Genomic DNA, 22,597 nt, shown 5'->3' with positions numbered 1-22,597 from the left:
ATAAATAATGGAAGTCATGCCTGAAGGAGTAATAAAATGGCTATGAATCAGTTTGAAAAACTTTTACAAGGGTTTGAACCCAGCTTTGAATTTGTGCCACCAAAGGCGATTCCTGAAGCAGAATTTTATTCCAGAATTGAGCAAATTCGTCGTGAAGCGATGATTGCAGAACTGGACGTCACCATTGTGAACGCCAACGGTGCCAGCGGTTTTAATACCACCAACAAATACCTTCGCTATTTATGTGACTGGATGCGTGAAGGCGTGTTAATTATCCCAACTGACAGCAGCAAAGGCTTACAGTTATATTCCTTCTACACACAATCTGTCCTACTGCCACCTTCTCTCGGTGAAGCGGTAGGCGTTGAAAAAATGTATCAGGTTGGTGCACTAGGCCGCGAATATTCAGGCCGTCAAGGTGACTCCGGTCGTCAACTGGTTGAAGGCGTGGTGAAATCACTGGCCCACCTTGGCTATAGCACAGCCAACATCGGTTTGATTGGTGATTCATCATCGGTTAAACACTGGCATGGTATTCAGAGTTTGCTGCCGAAAGCGACATACAAAGAGATGACTCACGTTATCCTTAACATGCAACGCATTCGTTCTAAAAACGAAGTGGACCAAATCCGTGCATCAGCACAACTAATGGATATCGGCTTTGAAGCGGCAGTTCATGCCTGTAAACCGGGTGTGACTGACTTTGAATTGTACGCAGCATTTAGCTTTGCACAGCTGGCTCGCGGTGGTGAAAATGCTGATGCTTACCAGATTGGTGTCAACCAATATGGTACTCATTGTGGTAAGCCATACGGCCACCGTATTGTGTCTGGCGATCTGATCAACTTCTACGTATCAGGTATCTCTTTCCGTGGTTATTCAGCACAAATGGCACGAATGATCGCTGTTGGTGATATTACCGATAAGCAGGAGCAGACGCTTGAAGTTTGTACCGAAGCACTGCGCCGTGCAGAAAAAGCGATTCGTCCGGGAGCACGTGCCTGCGATATCAACAAAGCCGCATTCTCAGCGTATGTGGAGCAAGGTTATGTTGAGGATGATATTACCGCGACCATGCCTTACAACTGGGCACCGAATGATGACCTCTCTGCAGTAGAGATTCCTGAGCAATACGTACCCGATGTCGATTTTGAAGCTACCGGTCGCAAACTTATGCATATTTATCCTGCGGTTGCGGGCCCACATAACCCGAACGTTGGCCACAGCGTTGGTATGCATGGTAATCCGGACAAATTTAACCTGACGTCACATAACACCGATATCTGCCGCCCAGGCTTAACATTCGTATTGCATCCACAATGGTTAGCACCACAAGAATCTGGTGCCAACATCGGTAACAGCTATGCCGTGACTGAAGATGGCTACGAAAACCTAAATTGCCACACGCCAATCGAAACGATTCGTATCAAAGCGTAATTTTTTAAAAGTTAACAATTAACTCACTCAGTATTTAACTGATTAAATTTGTTCGTCCTGAATCTGTTCAGTACTGGGTTATATCGGCATGATTGCCAGAGGATTTTATGGAAAAAATTCAAATTGCTGCAACCGGGCACAGCCTTAACTATTTGCCGGAATATCTGGCGGTAGCAAACGGGTATTTTGCAGAAGAAGGCATTGAACTAAACGCTATCGTACCTAGCCCATGGGACAAGGTGATCACTGAAATCGAACAAAGCACGTCAAACTATGCTCTGGGTGGCATTTGGGTGCCTGCGATGTATCACGGTAACGGAAAACAACTGGTGCCTTTTGCACAACTTGCTGCACGTTGCCCTATGGTGATTGTTGGCAGAAAAGAAGAACAATTTCAGTTCGAAAACTTAATCGATAAAACCATTTTGGTCCCTGGAGGTAATGGTGCCAGCCCGGGCATGTTCCTGGAGCAGTTGCTAAAAGAGCATGATATCGACCAGGCTCAGGTCAAAATGGCTCGTTGTCTGTCCGGCGCGATGATGAAAGAGCTGTTTGTAGGTGGATTAGGCGATTACCTGCTGATTGATCCTATTTCTGCTCTGAAGCTCAGTCGCGAAACCGACAATGTAATAGTGACTCATTTAAGCCAGACAGGTGGCGCAGTTCCATGGAGTGTTTACTACTGCACACCAGAAACGTTGGGCGCTGATGAAGAGTTTCAGGTTAAGTTCAGCCGTGCATTAGACAAAGGTATGCAGTTTGTGAATGAGCATCCTGCAGAAGAAATCAGTGAGCTACTGGCCAAATTGTTCCCAGCTAATGAGCTTGATGACTTGATTACTCTCGTCAATGCGTACCGTGAATGGGGAATGAGGACTTCGCCAGAGATTGACCGCCCTTCATGCGAACGTTGGTTGCAAGCTATCGCTGACGGAAACCTATCTGCACAACCAATTCCTTATGAAGAACTTGTTAATCATAAAATTGCTGCTCGTGCATTAAACCAAACGGCTTAATGATACGTTGTAATTTGACTAGTCTACTCTGTGCCTGTGTTTAAAGCTTAGAATTTATCCGTTAATAATATGCGCCCCATTGGTGGAGAAGTAGCATTCGCGGGGCGTATTTTTTACTGATATAACTTTGAATATTATTCAGGCAGAGAGTATGTCGTTAACCTATTGTATTGAGAATCTATAATGTCTAGCGAAGATAAAATATACAATAAGCTATTGAAAACAATAGTTGCGCATCAGTTGCCACCGGGTGCCAGGTTACCTGAGGATAAGCTTTCTGAAGCATTTAATGTCAGCAGAACGGGGATTAGAAAAGTATTACAACGTCTGGCTCTTGAGCAATTCGTTTTGATACGACCAAATAAAGGCGCTGAAGTTTATGCTCCCGATCAACGTGAAGCTAATGAAGTTTTCGACTCCAGGATATTAATTGAAACTCAATTGATTCCAAACCTGATACGTAATTGGGACCGTAAATTATCCGCCCAATTACGACAAATTGTTTTACAAGAGAAACAAGCTGAAAAGGACAATGATTTACCGTCTTCGATTTTGTTAACTTCTCAATTTCATTATGAATTAGCTAAAATTGCCGGCAATACGGTACTGGCCAATTTTGTAGAAAACTTATGCTATCGCTCATCGCTAGTTATCGCCTCTTATGGCTCTATTAATAGCGTCGGTTGTGACTGCGGCGATCATGGCCATTTGCTCGACTTACTGGACAATCAAGACACTGAAGGTGCAGTGGTATGGATGAAGCATCATCTAAGTCAGATCAAAGCATCACTCGAGATTGATAGGCAGAGAAATAGCCAAATTGATTTTCGAGAATTGTTCGCGAGTTAAGCTTTTTTGGTTGGGCCTAACATCAAAATGCGGGAACTTTTATTGCAAGCCTACAACAAGAAGAGCCTATGAAGACTTCTACAACAAATATGAAAAAAGCCTGCAATGTATTTAAACACTGCAGGCTTTTCAATTTGATGCTTGCAACATAAGTCAGCAAAATCGCTTGGTGATCATAGTAAGCCTGATCATTTTAAACTTGGGATAGAGCAGCGAACCTTTTGTACTAACCCAATAAGCTCGACTTAGCATAATTTAGTAATGTCACCACATCGAATACGGGAAGCCCGGTAGCTTGTCTTATCGCATTCGAATATGGCGGCATATTCGTGCATTCCAGTACTATCGCACCAAGATTCGGGTTATTAGCAACAAAACGTTGCGCTGTTTCAACCATTTCCTGACAACACAGAGACTCATTCAGTTCAGTTTTATTACCCAAAAATACTGATACAAATTCTGAATCTTTATCCATACCAATAATTGGATAATCGGAACGACGCACACCCAATGCCGAAAAATGTTTTTCCGTCAGTGAATCAGAGCTAACGGTCATGACACCTAATGACTGAGATGATTTGAGCATTATTGGCGCAGTTTTCAATTGCAGCAAACTTGACGTTAAAACAGGGATTTCAACACAAGCGCTCAGTTCCTGCTGATACATAGCAAGAAAACCACAACTGGTCGAAATCATCGTTGCGCCACGAGTTTCCAGCTTACGGGCAGCTTCTATAAAGGGTTCTAACAGCCCAGAATCCGCTTCTTTTACCACTCGTTGGGCTGTTGCTCCACTCACTCGCTCGTAAATTACCGGAAATTCAAAAGTAGCTGGGTTACCAATGTCACCTTTGATACGTGGAAATTGAGTATCAAGCATAATCAAACCAAGAACTGGTTCGCGATCGGGACTACTCATCAGAAAAAGACTCCAATGAAATTAAATTTACAGGCTTAACAGGGAAGCGAACGCTCGTCGATGTCGCTGTCAGATTATTAGCAGTAAGGATATCATTCAGTATTGGTGAACAAGTTCTACCCTGACACCGCCCCATACCTATTCTTGTACCGCGCTTTAGTAGACTCACCGAATCAAGCCCGAGTTCCATCGCTTTCCTGATATCCCCCATGGTAATGTCTTCACAGCGACAAATAACAGTATCGTCGGCCACATCTTCCCAGGCCGGAGTAGGAACAGAACTCAGCTCAGATATAAATTTATTAAAACCCAGCTGACTGCTCCTAAAATGTTGTAACTGCTTGATTCGCGTTTCAGTTGCGTCAGATAAGTGTCCCAACTGCTCTGCGATAACTAAAGCAGCCAGTTCTCCTTCACGTAGGGATTGCTCCCCACCACCGATACCCGTAATTTCACCGGCTGCATAAATGGAATCTTTCGATGTTTTTAAACGGGAATCAGTAGCCACAATCCAACCACCCAGTTGGTCTGAATAGCGCACGTCACAGCCTGCACCTGAAGCAAGCTCAGTATTCGCAACCAGCCCCTGACCGATTGCAAGACTATCCGCACTGACAGTATGTTCCGTATCAGGAATAAATTTGCCGTGCTTATCGAGTTTGGCATAAACCACTTCTTCCAATTGGCCGTCCCCACGAGCTTCAACGACTGCGTGCTGACTATGCATTGGTGTAAAGTGTCTGGTAATCGTACTCATGTCCTGAACGACCTGACCGATCTTCGACCATTGTGGTGGCATGAGTTTAAGAAACTTCATCTTATCAATCATGGATGAGCGATCCAGAATCAAAGGAATCTTCCCACCATGACGTAAAATCTGCCCGGACAAAACATATAACAGAGGTCCGCCACCTGCGATAACCGTATTTTTTCCCGGTAATATCCCAGAACTTTTCATCATCACCTGACAACCGCCAAAGGAAATCACACCGGGTAATGTCCAGCCTTTAAAAGGCATGAATTTTTCACGCCCTCCTGTGGCTAACAAAATGAAACGACTTTCGATAAGGTGAGTTTTTCCCTGAGCATCTTCCAGATAAATATTTTGGTCGCCAAAAATACCGAGAATTCGGGAGTTTCGCAGAATGTTTGTATTCTCAGCGAAGTCATCCACTAACTGGAAACCGGCTTTTTTAACTTTATCCTGAAACTTGTCTAACGGAGGTTGCCCGGGTTGCTTGCGAATAAGCTGACCACCGAGGTGACGGTTTTCTTCGACAACCAGGTAACGAATACCCAGATTTGCAAACTCTTTTGCAGCAGCCATTCCTGCAAGACCACTACCAACGATGACTACGTCATACTGCTTACTTTTCATCGATTACTATGTCCATATCAGCAACAACTTCTGTCATACAGGCGCGAACATTTGGAACGTTATTTACCGTTACCAGGCATTCGTAACAAACGCCCATACCACAAAAAACGCCTCTTTTTTCTCCGAGCTTAAGAGAGCTGCGTAATTGTCTTTTCTCTGCAGCAATAAGAGCAGCGTGAACCGACTCTCCCTGATATACCGTAACTGATTCGCCATTCACTTTAATCAGTACCTGGGGACCAAGCACTTTAGAAATTCGTAGATCACTCATGGTTAAAGCACTCCCTGCGGTGCAACTTCAAACCGCGATAAGGCAAACTCATCCAAAGAGATATCGGTTTGATTATCAACGGCAAGCTGAGAGATCAAATCTCCGGTAATAGCAGATAACGCAATACCATCACCCTCATGACCGGCTGCCATAATAAACCCTTTGATATTTTCAACATGTCCCAGTATGGGCAGTCCATCAGGCGTATAGGGTCTTAAACCGGCCATAACCCTTACAATTTGTCTTTTCTTCAATTCTGGAATCACCCGTGCAGCGTTACCTGCAATTCGACTGATTGCGTCAGGAGTTGTACTGCGGTCAAAACCAACAAACTCTCTGCTGGAACCTAACAATAATGAACCCGTTTTTGTCTGTTCAATCGAAACCGCTTTTGCCCCAGCTTCGGCTAAACTGGGATCGAACTTCTGAGCAATATAGCTTGCTGATATCATGCAGGTCTTAAGAAGCTTCGGAATAGGTTCAGTGATAAGCAATTGCCCACGGCGAGGCTTAATCGGTACAGTAAGTCCCACCATTTTGGCTATTTCTGGTGCATAGATACCAGCGGCATTAATAACTATGTTAGAGGAAATGGTACGCTTACTTGTTTTTACACCCACCACTTGACCGTTATCACACAACACATCAATGACAGGCTCACGCATTAATAAGGTAGCACCACGCTGTTTAGCACCGAACGCTAGCCCTAAATTAAGTGTGAGTGGATTAATCTGACTATCAATAGGCGAGTATGCAGCCCCGACAATAGAGTCAGCTAACGCAGGCTCAATCTCCCGAGCCTGTTTACCGTCTATCAGAGAAACGTCCAATCCGGCAGATTTCTGCTGTTGAACATACTGGCTCATGGCCTTATATTCGGCTTCACTCTCAATTGTGACTAAACCACCAGTATGCTCTAATTCCATATCAAATGGCAGCTCACCCACCAAGGAATCGAATATTTTTTTGCTTTCCATCGCCATTTTCAGGTGGGTCCCAGGTTTTTTAGACTGACAGAAAATCAATCCATCACAAGCACCTGACGTTTCACCCGCTGGCTCATTTTTATCAACGAGTACCACAGACATTCCACGCTTAACAAGATGGAATGCTATAGAAGATCCTATGACACCAGCACCAATTACTACGACATCCGAAGTTAAATCAGACAAACAACACCTCCTAGAGACAATTAGTCGTTAAACCAAACGACCAACTACTCACAATCAACTGGTACTGGTTGGCGCTTTCCCAAAAAGCGACCTACAACTTTATAAAATAAGAAAAGATAGATAGCGCTTTCAATGGCTATAACCACGGGATGACTAACAAATTCAGGGTGCGCGCATAGCAGCATCACTCCAACCGCTAAACCGATAGTCAGCACACGCTCCAGCAAAGAAAACTTTCGTTTCCAGAAACCGGTAAAGCCCATCGCAAATAAAGAAATAGCAATAACCAAAAGGCCAACTAAAAGAAGAATATCGAATGTGTCGGCTTGCAGTAACATCGCTTTGTTGTAGATAAATAAATAAGGAATAACAAAGCCTATAGATGACAACTTAAACGCTTCTATACCCGTTTGTAATGGCTTCGACCCCGCGATTGCCGCGCCACAATAGGCAGGAACACAAACTGGCGGTGTTACACCTGCGAGAATAGCAAAGTAGAACACGAATAAGTGAGCAGCGAGAAGATCAACGCCCATATTAAGTAACGCCGGACCACCGATAGTAATCGCAATGATATATGCTGGTGTACAAGGTAATCCCATACCCAGAATTAGCGAGGTCACCATAATAAGGAACAGAGCTGGTAACAGGAACCCTCCCGACCAACCAGTGATCACAGATGCAATACCAAGCGCTAAACCAGTATGAGTGACTACAGCCACTACCATACCTGCACCCGCACACGCTAACGCGATCATCACCATGTTCGTTCCGCTGGATTCCAAAGTGTAGAATAGACGCTTCGGAGTCATGCGCGTCTCTTTATTAAAGAAACTGATGATGAAGGACAATACGATAGCGGCGTTTGCTGAAACATACGGAGAATATCCAGCAAATAAGAAACCAACCAGCCCGACAAGAGGAATAAACAGATACGCTTTTTTGGCAATTCGGCTCCAAGGCACAACATCTTCTTCGTTGATGCCACTCATCCCTTCTTTATACGCAGTAAAATGGACTTTGAGGATAAGACTGGCGTAAAAAAGAACCGCACCAATTAAGGCAGCCAAAACAATATTCAGATAAGAGACGCCCGTAATTTCTGACATCACAAAAGCGCCCGCCCCCATAACCGGTGGCATTAACATCCCACCGGTAGAAGCAGCCGCTTCCACAGCACCCGCAAACTGCGGTCTATAACCCAATTTTTTCATTAATGGGATAGTAAAAGTCCCTGTCGCATAAACGTTTGCTGCCGCTACGCCACTAATGGAACCAAAAAAGCCACTAGAAATAACAGCAACTTTAGCCGGTGCGCCCGGACCTTTACCTGATAGACGGCATGCGATATCCGTTAATAATTCGCCAGTTTTTGTTTGCTCCATAAAAGAGCCAAAGATCACGAACAAAGCAACAAAGGTTGCCGACACCCCAGTAATAGAACCGTAAATTCCCGAATCGGTCAGCAAAAACTGCATTTCAATGATTTCACTAAACAAGACAGGTTTCGCGTAAAAAACGCCTGGCAAGTATGGAGCGATAAACAGGTAACCAATAGCAACGGCGATCAGAATAGCCATTGCCGGGACCACAGCTCTTCGAACCGCTTCCAAAATCAATATAATATTTAACGTCCCGAGACAGACTTCTAACGTCGTCAATGGGTCGATAAATGAATATCTCATATTTAGAGCATCATTATTTATGATGACATAGAGAGATGGTAGTAGAGAAAGAAACGCTAAGACCCAGTCATAAAAAGGTATTTGGTCCTGCTGTTTATTTTTACTTCCTGAAAACAGCAAAAACGCGACCGGCAATAGAAAGAGTATATGAATACCCCTTTGCCAACGCGGTTCCAGAATTCCCGTAAAAGCTGTAATTAGCTGAAAAACTGCTGCGCTAAATAACCACCAGCCAATAATGGTTTTTTGAAAACCCGATAAATTCCTCATGAGGACGGTCCCTGTATATATAACAACTCGACGACTCAATAATCTGAATATCAAACAATTATCCAGTTCGTCGTAACAACCCTGATGTCACATCATCATATTCGTGCGACATCAAGGTTTCAGGTATAACTGACTTGCGAAATTACTCCATGTAACCTGCTTCTTTGTAGAATCTCACTGCACCTGGATGCAATGGTACTGCTACGTTTTTCCAACCGTCTTTTGGAACAAAGTATTTGTTCGCTGGGTTTTCTTTTTTCAACGCATCAATATTGTCAGAAATGATTTTAATGATCGTATAAGCAACATCATCAGAGATATTTTTATTAATCAATAGTTCACCAGACGAAACGACAGTAGAAACACCACCAGATTGGCCTTCATAAGTACCCGCTGGAATAACAGCCATACCACTTTCTGAAGAAAGCGTACCTAGAGAATCATGAAGGGATGCAATACATTCTTCGCTAATTTGTAACAACTGAGTATCACGGCTGACTGCCATTTCAGTTACTGCAGCGCCTGGAATTGATAGATGGGTAAAGACATAATCAACATGACGGTCTTTATATAAGCTAACCATATCTGAGTACACAGCATGAATGACTTTACCGCCCGCATCTTTGATCATATCAATAGACACACCATAGAAGCCCAGAATCTGTTCTATCATAGGTAGATCAGATGTTCCTTTCATTGGTACTGCAACATTTATTGATTTGCCCGCTTTGACCATATCTGCAAGTTCTTGCAATGTTGTTATGCCTGTATCCGCAGCTGCAACGGTATGAATGTAGTACATACCAAATACTCCGCCTAAACTGGTCACATCAGGGCTAGGACGTCTAAACAAAGGTTCAGAACCATTAAGAGCCATTTTATCGATAAAAGTAATACCCCAACCAAGGTCATCTTTACCCATTGATACGCGCATTGGGTTAACAACACCACCACCCGGTACTACTTTAATGGTCAGATTAGGCTCTTTTTCTTTGACCAGGTTTGCAATCCCCCCCGCCTGAACATACCAACCGCCACCAACACCACCGGCAGCCCAGGTCAATGTTTTAGGCGATAACTCACTCGCATGAGAAAGTTGCGATTGAAAAGAAAAAGCCAAGAACATCAGAGATAACATCAACTTACTAAAGTAAGATGTCTTTATCTTTTTTAGATTCGAATAATCCATAATTAACCTCATTCCGGGGTTGTTAACCTAAATTTTAATTTAGTTCCGTACATATCCATGCAAAAGCTTCGAATAATAATACAACTTATTTAGCAAGCGCTCCAGACTATACTATCAGAGGTCACATTTTCAATTGGTTATAACAATGGCATTACAAAATAGTTGATTACGCTAAAAGGTGTAATGAAACCCTCAATTGACTCGGTTTACTTACAGTCCAGGCCTTATTTTCCGCTCCCTTTGGCGAAAACTTACCCACATAAAACCTATATTGTTACGGCGTATTACTATGGGCAGAAGAGGCAAAAGCCTCTGCTGGTATCAAACCTAGAGTTCGTTTTGATAAATTATTTTCATAAATGTGGAATTAAAATAAATTGACAAAATAATTTCACAATGGCTTGATGGTTTTAATCGACACAAACCACGTATTGTTATGAACGTAAAACAACGAATCGAACAAATGTCTAAGGAACTCACATCAACAGAGCAAAGGCTTAGCTCTGCGATATTGGCTGACTATCCATTCGCCGGACTACAGCCAATCAATGAGTTCGCCCAAAATTTACAGACTTCACCACCCACAATTTCAAGATTCGTAACCAAGCTCGGGTTTTCTGGCTATCAGGAGTTTCAACGCCAGCTAATCAACGAACTGAAAGAAGGTCAACGTTCACCAATTGAACTCAAAGATTCAAGCGTGCCAGTTGAAGGCGATTATTTAAACGGCTTTTTAAACCGCGTGGAAACACTGGTTGAGCAGACAAAAAATTCGCTCTCTGAAGCACAATTTAACCGAGTATGTAAATTGCTTTCCGCCTCAGATAGACGTGTGTTTATCATAGGTAACCGAATGAGTGACCCAATCGCTCTTTACTTTTTCAGACACCTCCGACAAATCCGCAGTAAGGTTTACCACATCCCTTCAGACCCAGAAGAGTGGCCAGAATACCTTTTGCGGATTCGGCCTAAAGATATTCTCGTTATCGTTGATTTTCGCAGGTATCAGGAACGTTTATGTGAACTCGCAAAACATGCACGTACAGAACGCAATGCCCATGTAGTTCTGATAACAGATCCCTGGTTTTCCCCGATAGCAAGCTGGTCAAAAGAAGTACTCGCTTTACCCGTTGGAATAGACACATTCTGGGACTGTTACGCTTCAGCCTTTGCCGTTATTGAGGCTATGTTCACTTATATCGCAGAGTCGAACTGGGATGAGACAAAAGATCGAATGGAATCATGGGACTCATCGAGAAAATGGCTAAACCTTAGTCGTGATGAATAACCTGGCTTATTTAGGTTACCCATAAAAAAGAAAATATTAGGAGGCAAGGAATGCTTGTTGTCAGACCAATTAAAAGAGCCGATTACAGCACGCTCAGATTGTGTGCTGAAGAATCTGGTCATGGATTTACCTCACTCCCTGTCGATGAAGCGCTACTCAATGAAAAGATAGCGAGCTCGATTAAGAGCTTTGAAAAGCAGAAGGTTAATGAACCGACTGACGAAAACTACCTTATGGTAGGTTTCGATTCTGAAACAGGAGAAGTTGCCGGGACCACAGCTATAGAAGCATCAATAGGTTGGGAGGTGCCAGCATATAGCTACCATATCAGCACGATCCTTCATTCTTCCTCGAAGCTTGGCGTGAAAAACATCGTGAAATTACTGACATTCGGGAACAATTACACTGGCTGTACAGAAATCTGCACGCTGTTTTTACGTCCTTCTTTTCGGGCAGGGTTAAATGGAAAACTGATGTCAAAATGCCGCTTTCTTCTTATGGCTGAACACCCGGAGCGGTTTGCGAAAGTCATTATTGCAGAAATGCGCGGAATCTCAGATGAAAAGGGTCACTCCCCTTTTTGGAAATGGCTACAGGATTCCTTTTTTTCTATTGATTTTACACAAGCTGATTACCTAATCGGTACACGCGACAAAAGCTTTATTACAGAGCTAATGCCTAAGTTACCCATTTACGTAAATCTACTTAGCCCTGAAGCTCAGGCTGTTATAGGCAAAGTCCATACTAATACCGTCCCAGCACTTAAAATGTTGGAAAAAGAAGGGTTTGTCTGCCGTGATTACGTAGACATTTTCGATGCGGGACCGACTGTAGAATGTGATTTAAGAAATATAGAATCGGTGCGCAATTCATTCCGTGCCACTGCGAAAGTCGGAGATATTGCCGAAACAAAAGACTTTTTGATCAGCAATACATCGTTTGAGAACTTCAGAGCAACGTCAGCCAAAGCACATTATGACACTTCAACGGGTTCTCTTTATTTGACGCAAGAGATTTTAAGTGCGTTAGAAATTGAAGAAGGACAATCAGTTCGAGCTTTGCCCTTATAATGATGAACAACAAATATGAAAAAAGCCTGCAATGTATTTAAACACTGCAGGCTTTTCAATGGGTGGGACCCCAGCCACATCCCGGCACACAAGTCACACGCTGCGGCTGCTTCCTTCCGGACCTGACCGAGTTCACGAGCTATTGTTGCGAGAGGACCAGGGCCCCATAATTCTTTTGTTGAGTGCTTGCCTCAAACGATGGGGCGATTATTCAGTATCGGACCTCATAATGCAAGGGCAAAAACCTTTAATTTCACCAATTAGCGATCGTTTGAACAAAACTCGGTCAATATAGGATCTGATAACTAACTATAGCTCCGCTTGCTCATCCCCACTGCGTAAGATGTAATCCGTCATCCAGGCCGTACCCAGTAAGCAGATCCACACAACAAAGACAGGTTTAGGCACATCTGTCGCAGGGCTTACAACCAGCGCTGCAAAACCTACTGTTGGTAACGTCCAGCAAAGCAGCTTACTCCAGTGAATGGATTGCCTGATCCTTGTCAGCGTCTCCATTGAGGCGAGCATACCAGTCAAACAGAGTGCCACCAGCGCAGCGTAGGTCAAATCCGCCACCCATAAAGGCAACAACAATAACAATGGCCACCAGCTGTGCTTATTCGAAGCCTTCCAATGAGTAATTGCCCACCACATAACGATGACAGCGAGCGTCTGTACAACCGTTACCGATGCTGAGCCATCCAATTTCCCCCCCTGCTGGGTCACCATAATGCCGACCTGTAAAGTCAAAACAATTAATCCGGTAGTAAGCAACACACCAAGGGAACTGCGATGAGAGAACACCACCATTAACAATGGGAATAGAATCAATATCCCGATAGATAACGCGATCGGTTGAATCGAGAGCGTGGCTCCAAACGCCATCATCGCGCCAAGCAGCACTAAACCGGCTAGTCCGCCTTGGGGAAGTAGCCATAATGCAGGGATCATAAGAGCAAGAACAGGTAGCTCTCCGCCACTTAAACTCATTGCTCTGGCACACACTACCGCGAGTAGAATCGTGATAAAAAACTGGATTGTAGAAAAAATCATAGCGCCTCCTGGCTTCCCCACCAACTTTGGAACTCAACGACAAACAAGGCACGAACTCGTTCGTCGTTAAGTGGGGTCTAGACATCATTTTGTATCGCACAGAGTTCGCCAATATCGTACTGGGCTGCGAAAATGTAACGGCGTTCAAACGCTAAAAACTGGGTTGCTACACGCGTCAATAACTAATGGCGAAATACTGGCCGCCTGTATTACCATTCCTTGGTAATCCACAACGGACACTTTGAGTATGGACCAATTCTTAACGCAAATCTTTGCTGTAATTCACCAAATTCCACCAGGGAAAGTGTCAACTTACGGGGAGATCGCAAAAATGGCAGGTTATCCGGGCTACGCGAGGCATGTTGGAAAAGCACTGGGAAATTTACCGGAAGGCAGCAAACTCCCGTGGTTTAGAGTAATCAACAGTCAGGGCAAGATTTCATTAAAAGGTCGGGACCTGAATAGGCAAAAAGCCAAGCTTGAGGCTGAAGGAATAGAAGTGTCTGAACTTGGAAAAGTATCGCTTAGAAAATACAAATGGCAGCCTTAAACAAAGCTGCCATCTTTTGTTCGCACTTTTACTTTAACGGTCGGAAATTAGCGAACGCCGACAAGTCTGATATCGACTTGTTGAGTTTGCTCCGGATCAGTAATCACTGCGTGGCGAGTATCGCTGATGAAACGTAACTTACCGTCGACGTCAATACGTGCACGAACGCTGTAAGTATGCTTCGCCTGAATTTCGTTGCTGTCGTAGTTAAGTTCAAAAGCAAAAGGAACCTGCTTGCCTTCTGTTTCAAATGTTTGCTTAGCAAGTACTTTTGACGGCGCATCTGCCAGAGACACATCCTCTAGTGATACGGTAACCACAGCATTTGGCGGTAAAGCAATACGTTCGCGGTAAGCCACTGTACCTGTAATTGTCTTCATTGACACCTCAGCAGAATCCATTTCTGTTGTTTGAGAAGTTTGGCAGCCCACCAAAGCAGCACCAAAAAATAAAGATGTAACAAGTAATAGTGTTTTTTTCATATATTCCTCAGGATGAATATTAAGCCGAGATAAGTATACGGCCGAATCAGCATGCTGTCTTTGACAAGTCACTTGATTTAACAATAGTTTGACGGAGTTAAGAGATACCAAGCATTTGATTTTGTTTCATTATTGTTACAAAGTATACTTCTGGTAGTTTAGACCCCTTCACAGACCTGTGGGAAATGGGGTAACTTGATATCAACACACTCGGTGAGGAGACACAATGAGTAAACCACTAAAAGAGTTGCTCAGCCTGCTACAACTCGAACAACTAGAAGAAGGCTTGTTCCGCGGACAGAGCGAGAACCTAGGTTTACCTCAAGTGTATGGTGGTCAGGTGATTGGACAGGCACTGTCTGCCGCCCGATATACCGTCGAAGAGACTCGAACTGTACACTCATTTCACAGCTACTTTCTCTATCCGGGCGATTCTGAAAAACCAATTATTTACGACGTGGAAAACCTGCGCGATGGTCGTAGCTTTAGTACCCGCCGTGTTAAAGCGATTCAAAATGGCCGCCCTATTTTCTACCTGACGGCTTCCTATCACGGCGATCAACCTGGATTCGACCACCAGAAAACCATGCCTGATATTCCGGGGCCAGAAAACTTTCCTTCCGAAAGCGAGCTGGCAAGCCATATTGCGGAATATCTGCCTGAACGGCTGCGCAAAACGTTTTGTGGTGAAAAGCCGATTGAGACGCGACCGGTCACGGTAATCAATCCACTCAAACCGACCAAAGCAGAGCCTAAACAATACCTTTGGATTCGAGCTAATGGCGAAATGCCGGATAACCAATTAATTCACCAGTATTTATTAGCGTACGCGTCGGATTGGGGCTTCCTAGTCACTGCGTTACATCCACATGGTGTTTCTTTAATGACACCAAATTTCCAGGTGGCAACCATCGATCATTCTATCTGGTTCCATCGTCCGTTTAAGATGGATGAATGGTTGCTTTACGCTATAGAAAGCCCAACCGCGAGCCACACTCGAGGGCTGGTTCGCGGAGAAATCTACAACCAACAAGGTCACCTGGTCGCAACAGCGGTTCAAGAAGGCGTGATGCGTTACACGAAATAGATTGGCTTTTAAATACGACAAAGGAGCGGCACGCGCTCCTTTTTAGCAACTGATTGCCGTTGATTAAATACGACCAATAGGTAACTCTGTGGTGTATTTAATCGACTCCATGGCAAACGTAGAGGTCACATTTGAAAGCCCTTTCACACTATTCACCAGACGCTTATAAAACTTATCAAAGCACTTCATGTCTTTGACCAGCACTTTCATCATGTAATCGTACTCACCCGCCATTCGATAGAATTCCATGACTTCGGGGAAATCACTCACTGTAGTGACAAAATGGTGATACCACTCTTCAGAGTGATCAATGGTCTTAAGTTGCACAAACGCAATGAACGATAGATCCAGTTTTTCCGCACTTAACAGAGCAACTCGCTTTTCAATGAATCCACCGTCCTCCAATTTCTTAAGACGCTTCCAACATGGCGTTGTGGTGAGGTTAACCCGCTCTGCCAACTCATTGAGCGACAGTGTTCCGTCTGTCTGGAGTAAAGAAAGTAACTTCTTGTCAATTTTATCTAAATCATTTTCCATAAAATCTAATTTTAAGAGAATTTGTTTCTACAAAATAACCATCACAAAACAAATATAGCAAAGTTTTTCTCCCGAATTATAGGTAAATTATTTTCAAACAAAATCTAATTTATCACTTTCAAGGAGAGACGCTATGTGTACTGACCACCAGTGGATCAATAATGCAGTACGTAAAATTGAAGCGGATTTTCAACGCTCTGCAGATACTCATCTTTTTAAACTCGACCTTCCTTCTCTGGAAGGGATCGATATCTATTTAAAAGATGAGAGCACCCATCCTACTGGATCATTAAAACACCGTTTAGCGCGCTCTCTGTTTTTGTATGCGATTTGCAATGGCTGGATTGGCCCTGAAACCACCGTGATTGAAGCCTCCTCAGGAAGCACTGCTGTATCTGAAGCCTACTTCGCTCGCCTGCTTGGCCTGCCATTTATTGCTGTTATGCCAAAAAGTACGGCCCGAAAAAAAATAGAACAAATAGAGTTTTATGGTGGTAAAGCCTATTTAGTCGAACGCTCGGATCAAATCTATGACGAGTCCCGACGTCTCGCCCAAGAGCTGAATGGGCATTATATGGATCAGTTCACCTATGCGGAACGTGCAACTGACTGGCGTGGAAACAATAACATTGCAAACTCCATCTTTAGCCAAATGAAGTTAGAAGACCATCCCATTCCAACTTGGGTGGTAATGAGTCCGGGTACGGGTGGCACATCGGCAACCATAGGTCGATTTATCCGATACCAAAAATATGAGACGAAATTGTGCGTTGCTGACCCTGAAAATTCGGTGTTCTATGACGCTTTCCAGTCCGGAAATTCGAATTTGAAGTGCGAGAGCGGAAGCAAAATTGAAGGTATTGGTCGCCCTCGGGTAGAGCCTAGCTTTATCGCTGGCGTGGTCGATGAAATGCGCAAAATACCAGATACGGCAAGCGTAGCGACTGCTCATTGGGTTTCTCAGCTAATAGGCAGAAAAGTGGGCGCTTCTACGGGAACCAACCTGTATGCGGTGCTTCAGCTCGCCTGTGAGATGAAACTTAGTGGTGAAACGGGATCTATCGTGACTCTGCTGTGTGATTCTGGTGACCGCTACCTGGATACTTACTTCAATATGGCATGGGTTAAGACAAACATCGGTGATATTCAGCCTTATCTTGCGCAGCTTGAGGTCATCCAAGCGAAAGGCTGTGTTGAGCCTGCATGCTGTGAGCCGATTGTAGCCTAAAGAGGCTAAACAACGAGATAGGAAAAACAAAACAGCCCGCACGATGCGGGCTGTTTTTTATACGGTTTAAAGCACTACTTTTTCTGACGCGCTTCAAAGGCGGCTAACTGCTCTGGCGTTGCTGCTGGTTGGTGGTTTTGCTTCCACTCATCGTAAGTCATACCGTAAACACGCTCACGAGCGTCATCGATGTCTAAGTCGACACCGAGTTTTTCTGCCTCTGCGTTGTACCACTTACTAAAGCAGTTACGGCAGAAGCCCGCTAGGATCATTAGGTCTATGTTTTGAACGTCTTTATTTTCGTCCAGATGAGCTAATAGACGACGAAATGTCGCTGCATCGAGTTTGTCCTGCTCTTCTTGGGTAAGATTTTTGTATTTAAATTCAGCCACTTTACTTTCCTTCTCGATTATTTCACTTGCTGCCAGCGGCATGAATGCGAACTACACGTCACATCCTTAGCCAGAGAGTAAACAACAAGCACTATTATTGTAAAAATGATTCGTCACACAGGGTAACGCCAAGTCACCTAAAACGCCATTGTGTCTTACGCAAAACGGATTTAGACAAAACAAAAAAGCACCGAATGAACCAATCAATCGGTGCTTTCTACCGTCGACAAATTGGCATTATTAAGGGTGAGCAATACGCCCTTTTGTATCCTGGCTCAATGCCTTGTTGAGTTTAGCTTCTACGTGACCTGGTGCGCGCGTATTTGCTGCAATCAAGCGGTACATTGCCGGGATAACAAATAAAGTCACCATGGTCGCAAAGGCCATACCAAAGAAAATTACCGTACCAACCGCGACTCGGCTTTCATAACCCGCCCCTGTCGACGAAATCAATGGGATAGCACCAGCTAGAGTGGTAAATGCCGTCATCAAGATTGGACGCAAACGGCGAGCCGCCGCATCAATGATGGCTTTTTCAAACTCAACCCCACGGTCACGAAGCTGGTTAGCGAATTCAACGATCAAAATGCCGTTTTTCGTTACCATGCCGATCAACATGACCATACCAATCTGGCTGTAAATGTTCATGCCCTGGCTCATTACGATTAAGCCCAAGAAACCACCAAATACCCCCATTGGAACGGTAAACATCACCACTAATGGGTTGACGAAACTCTCAAACTGAGCCGCCAGTACGAGATAAGCAACCAGCAAGGCCAGTGCAAAAACAACCGCAACGCTGGACTGATTCTCTTTAAAGTCTTTTGACTCGCCAGAATAGCTTATTGAGATATCACCCGGCAGAGAATCAATCGCTTCTTGGTCGAGATAATTGAGAGCCTCACCTAAGGTATAGCCTTCAGATAAGTTCGCCGTAATGGTGATGGATTTCTGTTTGTTGTAATGAGAAAGACGAATAGAAGCCGCCACTTCTTCTATTTTGGTGACCGTATCCAGCGTCACTAATTCACCACTGTTGGTGCGCAGGTAAATCTGACTTAAATCCGCCGCGTTGTTGAAACTATTCTCATCACCGCGCAAGTAGACGTCGTATTCTTCACCACGATCAACATAAGTGGTCTCACTTTTACCACCCAGCATTATTTCAAGGGTATCGGAGATATCTCTGACACTGACACCGAGTTCCGCTGCACGCTGTCTATCGACGGTCACTAACAGTTCTGGCGTCTTCTCAGAGTAGTCAATCTCTGCGCCTTCCATCATTGGTGACTCTTCCGCTTTGTTTTTCAGTTCTTCAGCCCAGACCAGTAGCTCATCATAATCCGAGCCGCCCAACACAAACTGAACGGGCTCACTGGAACCGCCCCGGAAACCTGGCATAAACGGGAACACACGCACATCTGGAATACCCGCAAGTGCACCACGCACTTCTCCTAAAGCCTGCTGAGCGGTGATCTCTCGATCATTCCAGTCTTCAAGAATCATAATCACAAAGCCCGTTTGGTCGCCTGCCTGGCCACCAAATGCCGGGGTCTGGATACTAAATGACTTCAGGAACCCTTGCCCCAACAACGGCATTAAGCGGTCTTCGACGGTGTCCATGTTGGCAGCCATCCGGTTGTAAGACGTTGCATCCGCACCACGAACAAAAGCAAAAACCACCCCTCGATCCTCTTGTGGTGTCAACTGCGCCGGAACCTGATTCATCAAAACATAGCTTCCGCCCATACAAGCTAAGATCACCAAAGGCGCGATTAAGCGAACTTTCAATGCACCTTTCAATGCGCCGCGATAACCACGCTCCAGTTTCGCAAACAGGCGATCGACCGTTTCGTTGAAACGATTTGGTTTGACGTTGGCTTTTAAAATCTGACTGCCTAATACTGGCGTCAACGTCAGTGCTATCAGCGAAGAAAAAATTACCGACATTGCCAGCAATACTGAAAATTCCGTAAACAGCAAACCAACCATGCCATCCATAAAGGAGATTGGCAGGAACACCATCACCAGAACAAATGTGGTTGCGATAACCGCAAAGCCAACTTCACGCGTTCCTTTATAGGCGGCGAGTAACGGAGACTCACCTCTCTCGATATGGTGGAAGATATTCTCCACGACCACAATGGCGTCATCGACCACCAGACCGATGGATAGAATCAGTGCCATTAGCGTAATCAAGTTGATAGAGAAACCGAAGTAATACGCGGCGATGAAAGACGAAATCAACGAGACTGGTACCGTCACCGCTGGTATTAACGTCGCTCGAGCCTGACCAATAAAGATATACAGCACCAGAATAACCAGACCACCAGTAATAAATAGCGTGCTGTAAACTTCTTCTATGGATCGCTCGATAAACACCGTGGCATCATAATCAATCGCAAGGCGTGTGCCATCCGGTAAGAACTTTTGGATATTATCTACTTCAGAGCGAACCCGCTCAGCTACTTCCAACGGGTTAGCATCCGACTGCGGCACCACGCCTAAACTGACGTTCACCACACCATCGCTTTTAAAGGTCGAGTTTTCGTTTTCCGCGCCAATAAAAACATCGGCAACATCTTTCAGGTAAATGGGCGTGCCATCGTTCGCCCGCTTTACCACCAGGTATTGGAAGTCTTCGGGCGTTTTATAGGTTCGTGCGGTTCGTACCGACATGACGGTAGAGTCATTACGGACTTCACCACCAGGACTCTCAAGGTTTTCGTCACGCAGTGCGGTGGTAATATCCGATGCCGTCACTGATCGGCCAGCCATAAGATCAGGCTTGAGCTTCACATACATGACTTTGTAAAGGCCACCCGAAAGGTCGATCGAACTCACCCCGGAAATCAAGCTGAAGCGATCCATTAACACACGTTCTGCGTAGTCCGTCAGTTGGGTACGGTCCATCTCTGCAGAGCTGAGGTTAATATAAAGAGATGCCTCACCTGAGCCGTTGTTCTTATAAACAATTGGGTCGTCAGATTCATCAGGCAATGAACGTTGAGCTCGAGCGACGGCATCACGCACATCGCTGACCCCGGTGTTGAGGTCGTACCCAAGTTCAAAGGTAATCGTGATTCGTGACGAGCTGTTTCGTGTGGTAGAACTGATCTCGTCAATGCCACTGATACCGGAAAGTTGGTCTTCGAGAACGGAAGTAATTTGGCTCTCAATGATGGTGGCAGAAGCCCCCTCATAACGAGTAGAGACCGACACGACAGGGCTTTCAATATCTGGCATTTCGCGCACGGAAAGCTTGTTGAATGACACAAAGCCAAACACACAAAGCAGCATACTCAATACCAGTGACGCAACAGGACGTTTTACAGCAATATCAGAAAGTAACATCAGTTCTATTCCTTATCCGATTCACTGTTCACACCGGTTGACGTTATTTTTGGCGCTTTTTTTGGCGCAACAATTTCTTCAACCTGTACGCCATCACGCATATTTACGATGCCTTGAACAACGATCTTGTCACCGACTTTTACTCCTGACTCAATCACAACTTCGTTGTCCACGCGAGCGCCAAGCAGCACCTCTGTACGTGTGGCTTTGTTATTTTCATCAATGACATATACGTATCGCTTGGTGCCAGAATACTCTAACGCTTGGACGGGTATAATCGGCGCTTCAATAGCAGGAAACGCTAAAGATGCGTTCATCAACATCCCCGGCTTTAAGCGATTTTCCGGGTTATCAAACTGAATACGCACACGTAAATTCAGCGTCTCTGTGCTAATACGAGTATCAATACCGGTTACTTTGCCGATAAAAGATTGATCACCCCATGCGCTTGTCTTGGCTTGGACGTCCATCCCAACAGAAAGCATCGACAAATATCGCTCTGGTACCTGCAGGTCTAATTCCATAACAGAAAGATCATCCAGGGTTAAAAGTTCAGTACCCGCACTGACCATTTTTCCTCGGCTGAAATCAATAAATCCAACAGTCCCGGAGAATGGTGCAGTAATATGAAGATCGGCAAGGTTAGCTTTTGCAGCATCTAAGCGAGCATCTGCAATTTGAACACTGGCTTTCTGAGCATCAATTTCCGTCGGCGTAATTGCATTTCGTGCGACTAATCGCTGAAACTCTTTGAGCTTACGTTGCTCATCTTTAAGGTATGCCTGAGCCTCAACAAGCGCTGCTCTTGCTTTGTCATCATTTAACTTAATCAACAGTTGCCCTTGCTGGACATTCTGATTCGCTTTTACGGCAATTTGCTCGACTTTGCCCGACACTTCAGAAGCAACAACCACAGACTCTGCTGCCTCTAATTTACCAATTAGAGATAAGGACTGGTTGATTTCATGCGTTTCTACTTGCTCTGTCACAACCGTAACAGCAGTTGGGCCGCGCTGCGCTGCTAAAGTAGTTTGCGATGCCAATAATAGAGAAAGCGTTAAAACAGATAAGGATAAAGTGGCTTTCATATTCATATTCTTAGTCAATTAGCGAATAAACTTAGGTCATTAAACTTCATACAGTTTATCAATAGTTACGAGCCGCAACGTCAAGTAGTGTAAATTCCGGAAGAAATGAGGATTTATTCTGTATAAATGACAAACAAAACGCTGACTTTCTAGCATCTTTGCATAAAAAGACAGCATTCGACGTATAAACGCAAGAAAAATACTTTACAGTCGGAGCGAGTTTGCTATGATTCGCTCCGCACTTGGGAGATGAGTTGGGAAAACAGCTTCTAAGTATAAAAA

General features: G+C 44.5%; 20 protein-coding genes and 1 other RNA gene. 8 read left to right on the top strand and 13 right to left on the bottom strand.

Annotated elements, in window-relative coordinates; genetic code table 11:
- The first annotated feature begins 36 nt into the window (after nt 1–36).
- The 3 genes from RXX31_RS04475 to RXX31_RS04465 all read left to right on the top strand — a co-directional run bounded on the left by RXX31_RS04475 (nt 37) and on the right by RXX31_RS04465 (nt 3,302).
- Complete coding sequence (locus tag RXX31_RS04475; protein ID WP_317587907.1) at nt 37–1,437, top strand: Xaa-Pro peptidase family protein; 1,401 nt, start codon at nt 37–39, stop codon at nt 1,435–1,437.
- Between the two features lie 107 nt (nt 1,438–1,544).
- Nucleotides 1,545–2,453 carry an ABC transporter substrate-binding protein gene (locus tag RXX31_RS04470; RefSeq protein ID WP_317587906.1) on the top strand — a complete coding sequence of 303 codons (909 nt, stop codon included), beginning with the start codon at nt 1,545–1,547 and terminating at the stop codon, nt 2,451–2,453.
- A 183-nt stretch (nt 2,454–2,636) separates the two neighbouring features.
- The gene (locus RXX31_RS04465) at nt 2,637–3,302 is read left to right on the top strand and encodes a GntR family transcriptional regulator (RefSeq protein ID WP_317587905.1); all 666 of its coding nucleotides are present in this window, start codon (nt 2,637–2,639) and stop codon (nt 3,300–3,302) included.
- Nucleotides 3,303–3,528: 226 nt separating this feature from the next.
- Here the strand turns inward: RXX31_RS04465 and RXX31_RS04460 are convergent, their stop codons facing one another.
- The 6 genes from RXX31_RS04460 to RXX31_RS04435 all read right to left on the bottom strand — a co-directional run bounded on the left by RXX31_RS04460 (nt 3,529) and on the right by RXX31_RS04435 (nt 10,186).
- Nucleotides 3,529–4,221, bottom strand: coding sequence for an aspartate/glutamate racemase family protein (locus RXX31_RS04460; protein ID WP_317587904.1), 693 nt, complete (start codon nt 4,219–4,221; stop codon nt 3,529–3,531).
- Complete coding sequence (locus RXX31_RS04455; RefSeq protein WP_317587903.1) at nt 4,214–5,599, bottom strand: NAD(P)/FAD-dependent oxidoreductase; 1,386 nt, start codon at nt 5,597–5,599, stop codon at nt 4,214–4,216. Before RXX31_RS04455 ends, RXX31_RS04460 begins: the two co-directional genes overlap by 8 nt.
- Complete coding sequence (locus RXX31_RS04450; protein WP_317587902.1) at nt 5,589–5,870, bottom strand: (2Fe-2S)-binding protein; 282 nt, start codon at nt 5,868–5,870, stop codon at nt 5,589–5,591. Before RXX31_RS04450 ends, RXX31_RS04455 begins: the two co-directional genes overlap by 11 nt.
- A 2-nt stretch (nt 5,871–5,872) precedes the next feature.
- Nucleotides 5,873–7,042, bottom strand: a complete 1,170-nt coding sequence (locus tag RXX31_RS04445) for an FAD-dependent oxidoreductase (protein ID WP_317587901.1) — start codon at nt 7,040–7,042, stop codon at nt 5,873–5,875.
- A gap of 44 nt (nt 7,043–7,086) precedes the next feature.
- Nucleotides 7,087–8,997, bottom strand: a complete 1,911-nt coding sequence (locus tag RXX31_RS04440; protein ID WP_317587900.1) for a TRAP transporter fused permease subunit — start codon at nt 8,995–8,997, stop codon at nt 7,087–7,089.
- Between the two features lie 142 nt (nt 8,998–9,139).
- Nucleotides 9,140–10,186 carry a TAXI family TRAP transporter solute-binding subunit gene (locus tag RXX31_RS04435; RefSeq protein WP_317587899.1) on the bottom strand — a complete coding sequence of 349 codons (1,047 nt, stop codon included), beginning with the start codon at nt 10,184–10,186 and terminating at the stop codon, nt 9,140–9,142.
- A gap of 436 nt (nt 10,187–10,622) precedes the next feature.
- Here RXX31_RS04435 and RXX31_RS04430 point away from each other — a divergent pair, with 436 nt between their 5' ends.
- Together RXX31_RS04430 and astA are read left to right on the top strand one after the other, a co-directional pair.
- Nucleotides 10,623–11,474, top strand: coding sequence for a MurR/RpiR family transcriptional regulator (locus RXX31_RS04430; protein ID WP_317587898.1), 852 nt, complete (start codon nt 10,623–10,625; stop codon nt 11,472–11,474).
- 50 nt (nt 11,475–11,524) lie between these two features.
- On the top strand, nt 11,525–12,544 hold the full coding sequence (gene astA, locus RXX31_RS04425; RefSeq protein ID WP_317587897.1) for an arginine N-succinyltransferase: 1,020 nt from the start codon (nt 11,525–11,527) through the stop codon (nt 12,542–12,544).
- Between the two features lie 65 nt (nt 12,545–12,609).
- Here astA and ffs read toward each other — a convergent pair.
- Nucleotides 12,610–12,706: signal recognition particle sRNA small type (ffs, locus tag RXX31_RS04420), an RNA gene on the bottom strand.
- A gap of 147 nt (nt 12,707–12,853) precedes the next feature.
- Nucleotides 12,854–13,597 carry a hypothetical protein gene (locus RXX31_RS04415; RefSeq protein WP_317587896.1) on the bottom strand — a complete coding sequence of 248 codons (744 nt, stop codon included), beginning with the start codon at nt 13,595–13,597 and terminating at the stop codon, nt 12,854–12,856.
- A gap of 247 nt (nt 13,598–13,844) precedes the next feature.
- On the opposite strand from RXX31_RS04415, the gene RXX31_RS04410 reads away from it, so the two are divergent.
- Nucleotides 13,845–14,147 carry a DNA base-flipping protein gene (locus tag RXX31_RS04410; RefSeq protein ID WP_317587895.1) on the top strand — a complete coding sequence of 101 codons (303 nt, stop codon included), beginning with the start codon at nt 13,845–13,847 and terminating at the stop codon, nt 14,145–14,147.
- A gap of 47 nt (nt 14,148–14,194) precedes the next feature.
- On the opposite strand, the gene RXX31_RS04405 is transcribed toward RXX31_RS04410, so the two are convergent.
- Complete coding sequence (locus tag RXX31_RS04405; protein WP_317587894.1) at nt 14,195–14,629, bottom strand: YbaY family lipoprotein; 435 nt, start codon at nt 14,627–14,629, stop codon at nt 14,195–14,197.
- A gap of 226 nt (nt 14,630–14,855) precedes the next feature.
- Here RXX31_RS04405 and tesB point away from each other — a divergent pair, with 226 nt between their 5' ends.
- Nucleotides 14,856–15,716, top strand: a complete 861-nt coding sequence (gene tesB, locus RXX31_RS04400) for an acyl-CoA thioesterase II (RefSeq protein WP_317587893.1) — start codon at nt 14,856–14,858, stop codon at nt 15,714–15,716.
- 63 nt (nt 15,717–15,779) lie between these two features.
- Here tesB and RXX31_RS04395 read toward each other — a convergent pair whose 3' ends face one another.
- Entirely contained in the window at nt 15,780–16,253 is a 474-nt protein-coding gene (locus tag RXX31_RS04395) for an Lrp/AsnC family transcriptional regulator (protein ID WP_317587892.1), read from the bottom strand.
- Between the two features lie 133 nt (nt 16,254–16,386).
- Between RXX31_RS04395 and RXX31_RS04390 the strand changes: the two genes are divergently transcribed.
- Nucleotides 16,387–17,481 (top strand): PLP-dependent cysteine synthase family protein, encoded by a 1,095-nt coding sequence (locus RXX31_RS04390; protein ID WP_317587891.1) that lies wholly within the window; start codon nt 16,387–16,389, stop codon nt 17,479–17,481.
- Nucleotides 17,482–17,555: 74 nt separating this feature from the next.
- On the opposite strand, the gene RXX31_RS04385 is transcribed toward RXX31_RS04390, so the two are convergent.
- The 3 genes from RXX31_RS04385 to RXX31_RS04375 all read right to left on the bottom strand — a co-directional run bounded on the left by RXX31_RS04385 (nt 17,556) and on the right by RXX31_RS04375 (nt 22,321).
- A complete protein-coding gene (locus RXX31_RS04385) occupies nt 17,556–17,873 on the bottom strand; it encodes a DUF1244 domain-containing protein (RefSeq protein ID WP_317587890.1) in 318 nt (105 codons plus the stop codon).
- 240 nt (nt 17,874–18,113) lie between these two features.
- Nucleotides 18,114–21,227, bottom strand: coding sequence for a vibriobactin export RND transporter permease subunit VexH (vexH, locus tag RXX31_RS04380; RefSeq protein ID WP_317587889.1), 3,114 nt, complete (start codon nt 21,225–21,227; stop codon nt 18,114–18,116).
- Between the two features lie 5 nt (nt 21,228–21,232).
- A complete protein-coding gene (locus RXX31_RS04375; protein WP_317587888.1) occupies nt 21,233–22,321 on the bottom strand; it encodes an efflux RND transporter periplasmic adaptor subunit in 1,089 nt (362 codons plus the stop codon).
- Nucleotides 22,322–22,597: the final 276 nt, after the last annotated feature.

The sequence above is a fragment of the Vibrio sp. EA2 genome (assembly GCF_033042495.1).
GTDB lineage: Bacteria > Pseudomonadota > Gammaproteobacteria > Enterobacterales > Vibrionaceae > Vibrio.
The sequence above is the reverse complement of the archived record's forward strand: the minus strand, read 5'-3'. Positions and strand labels throughout refer to the sequence as shown.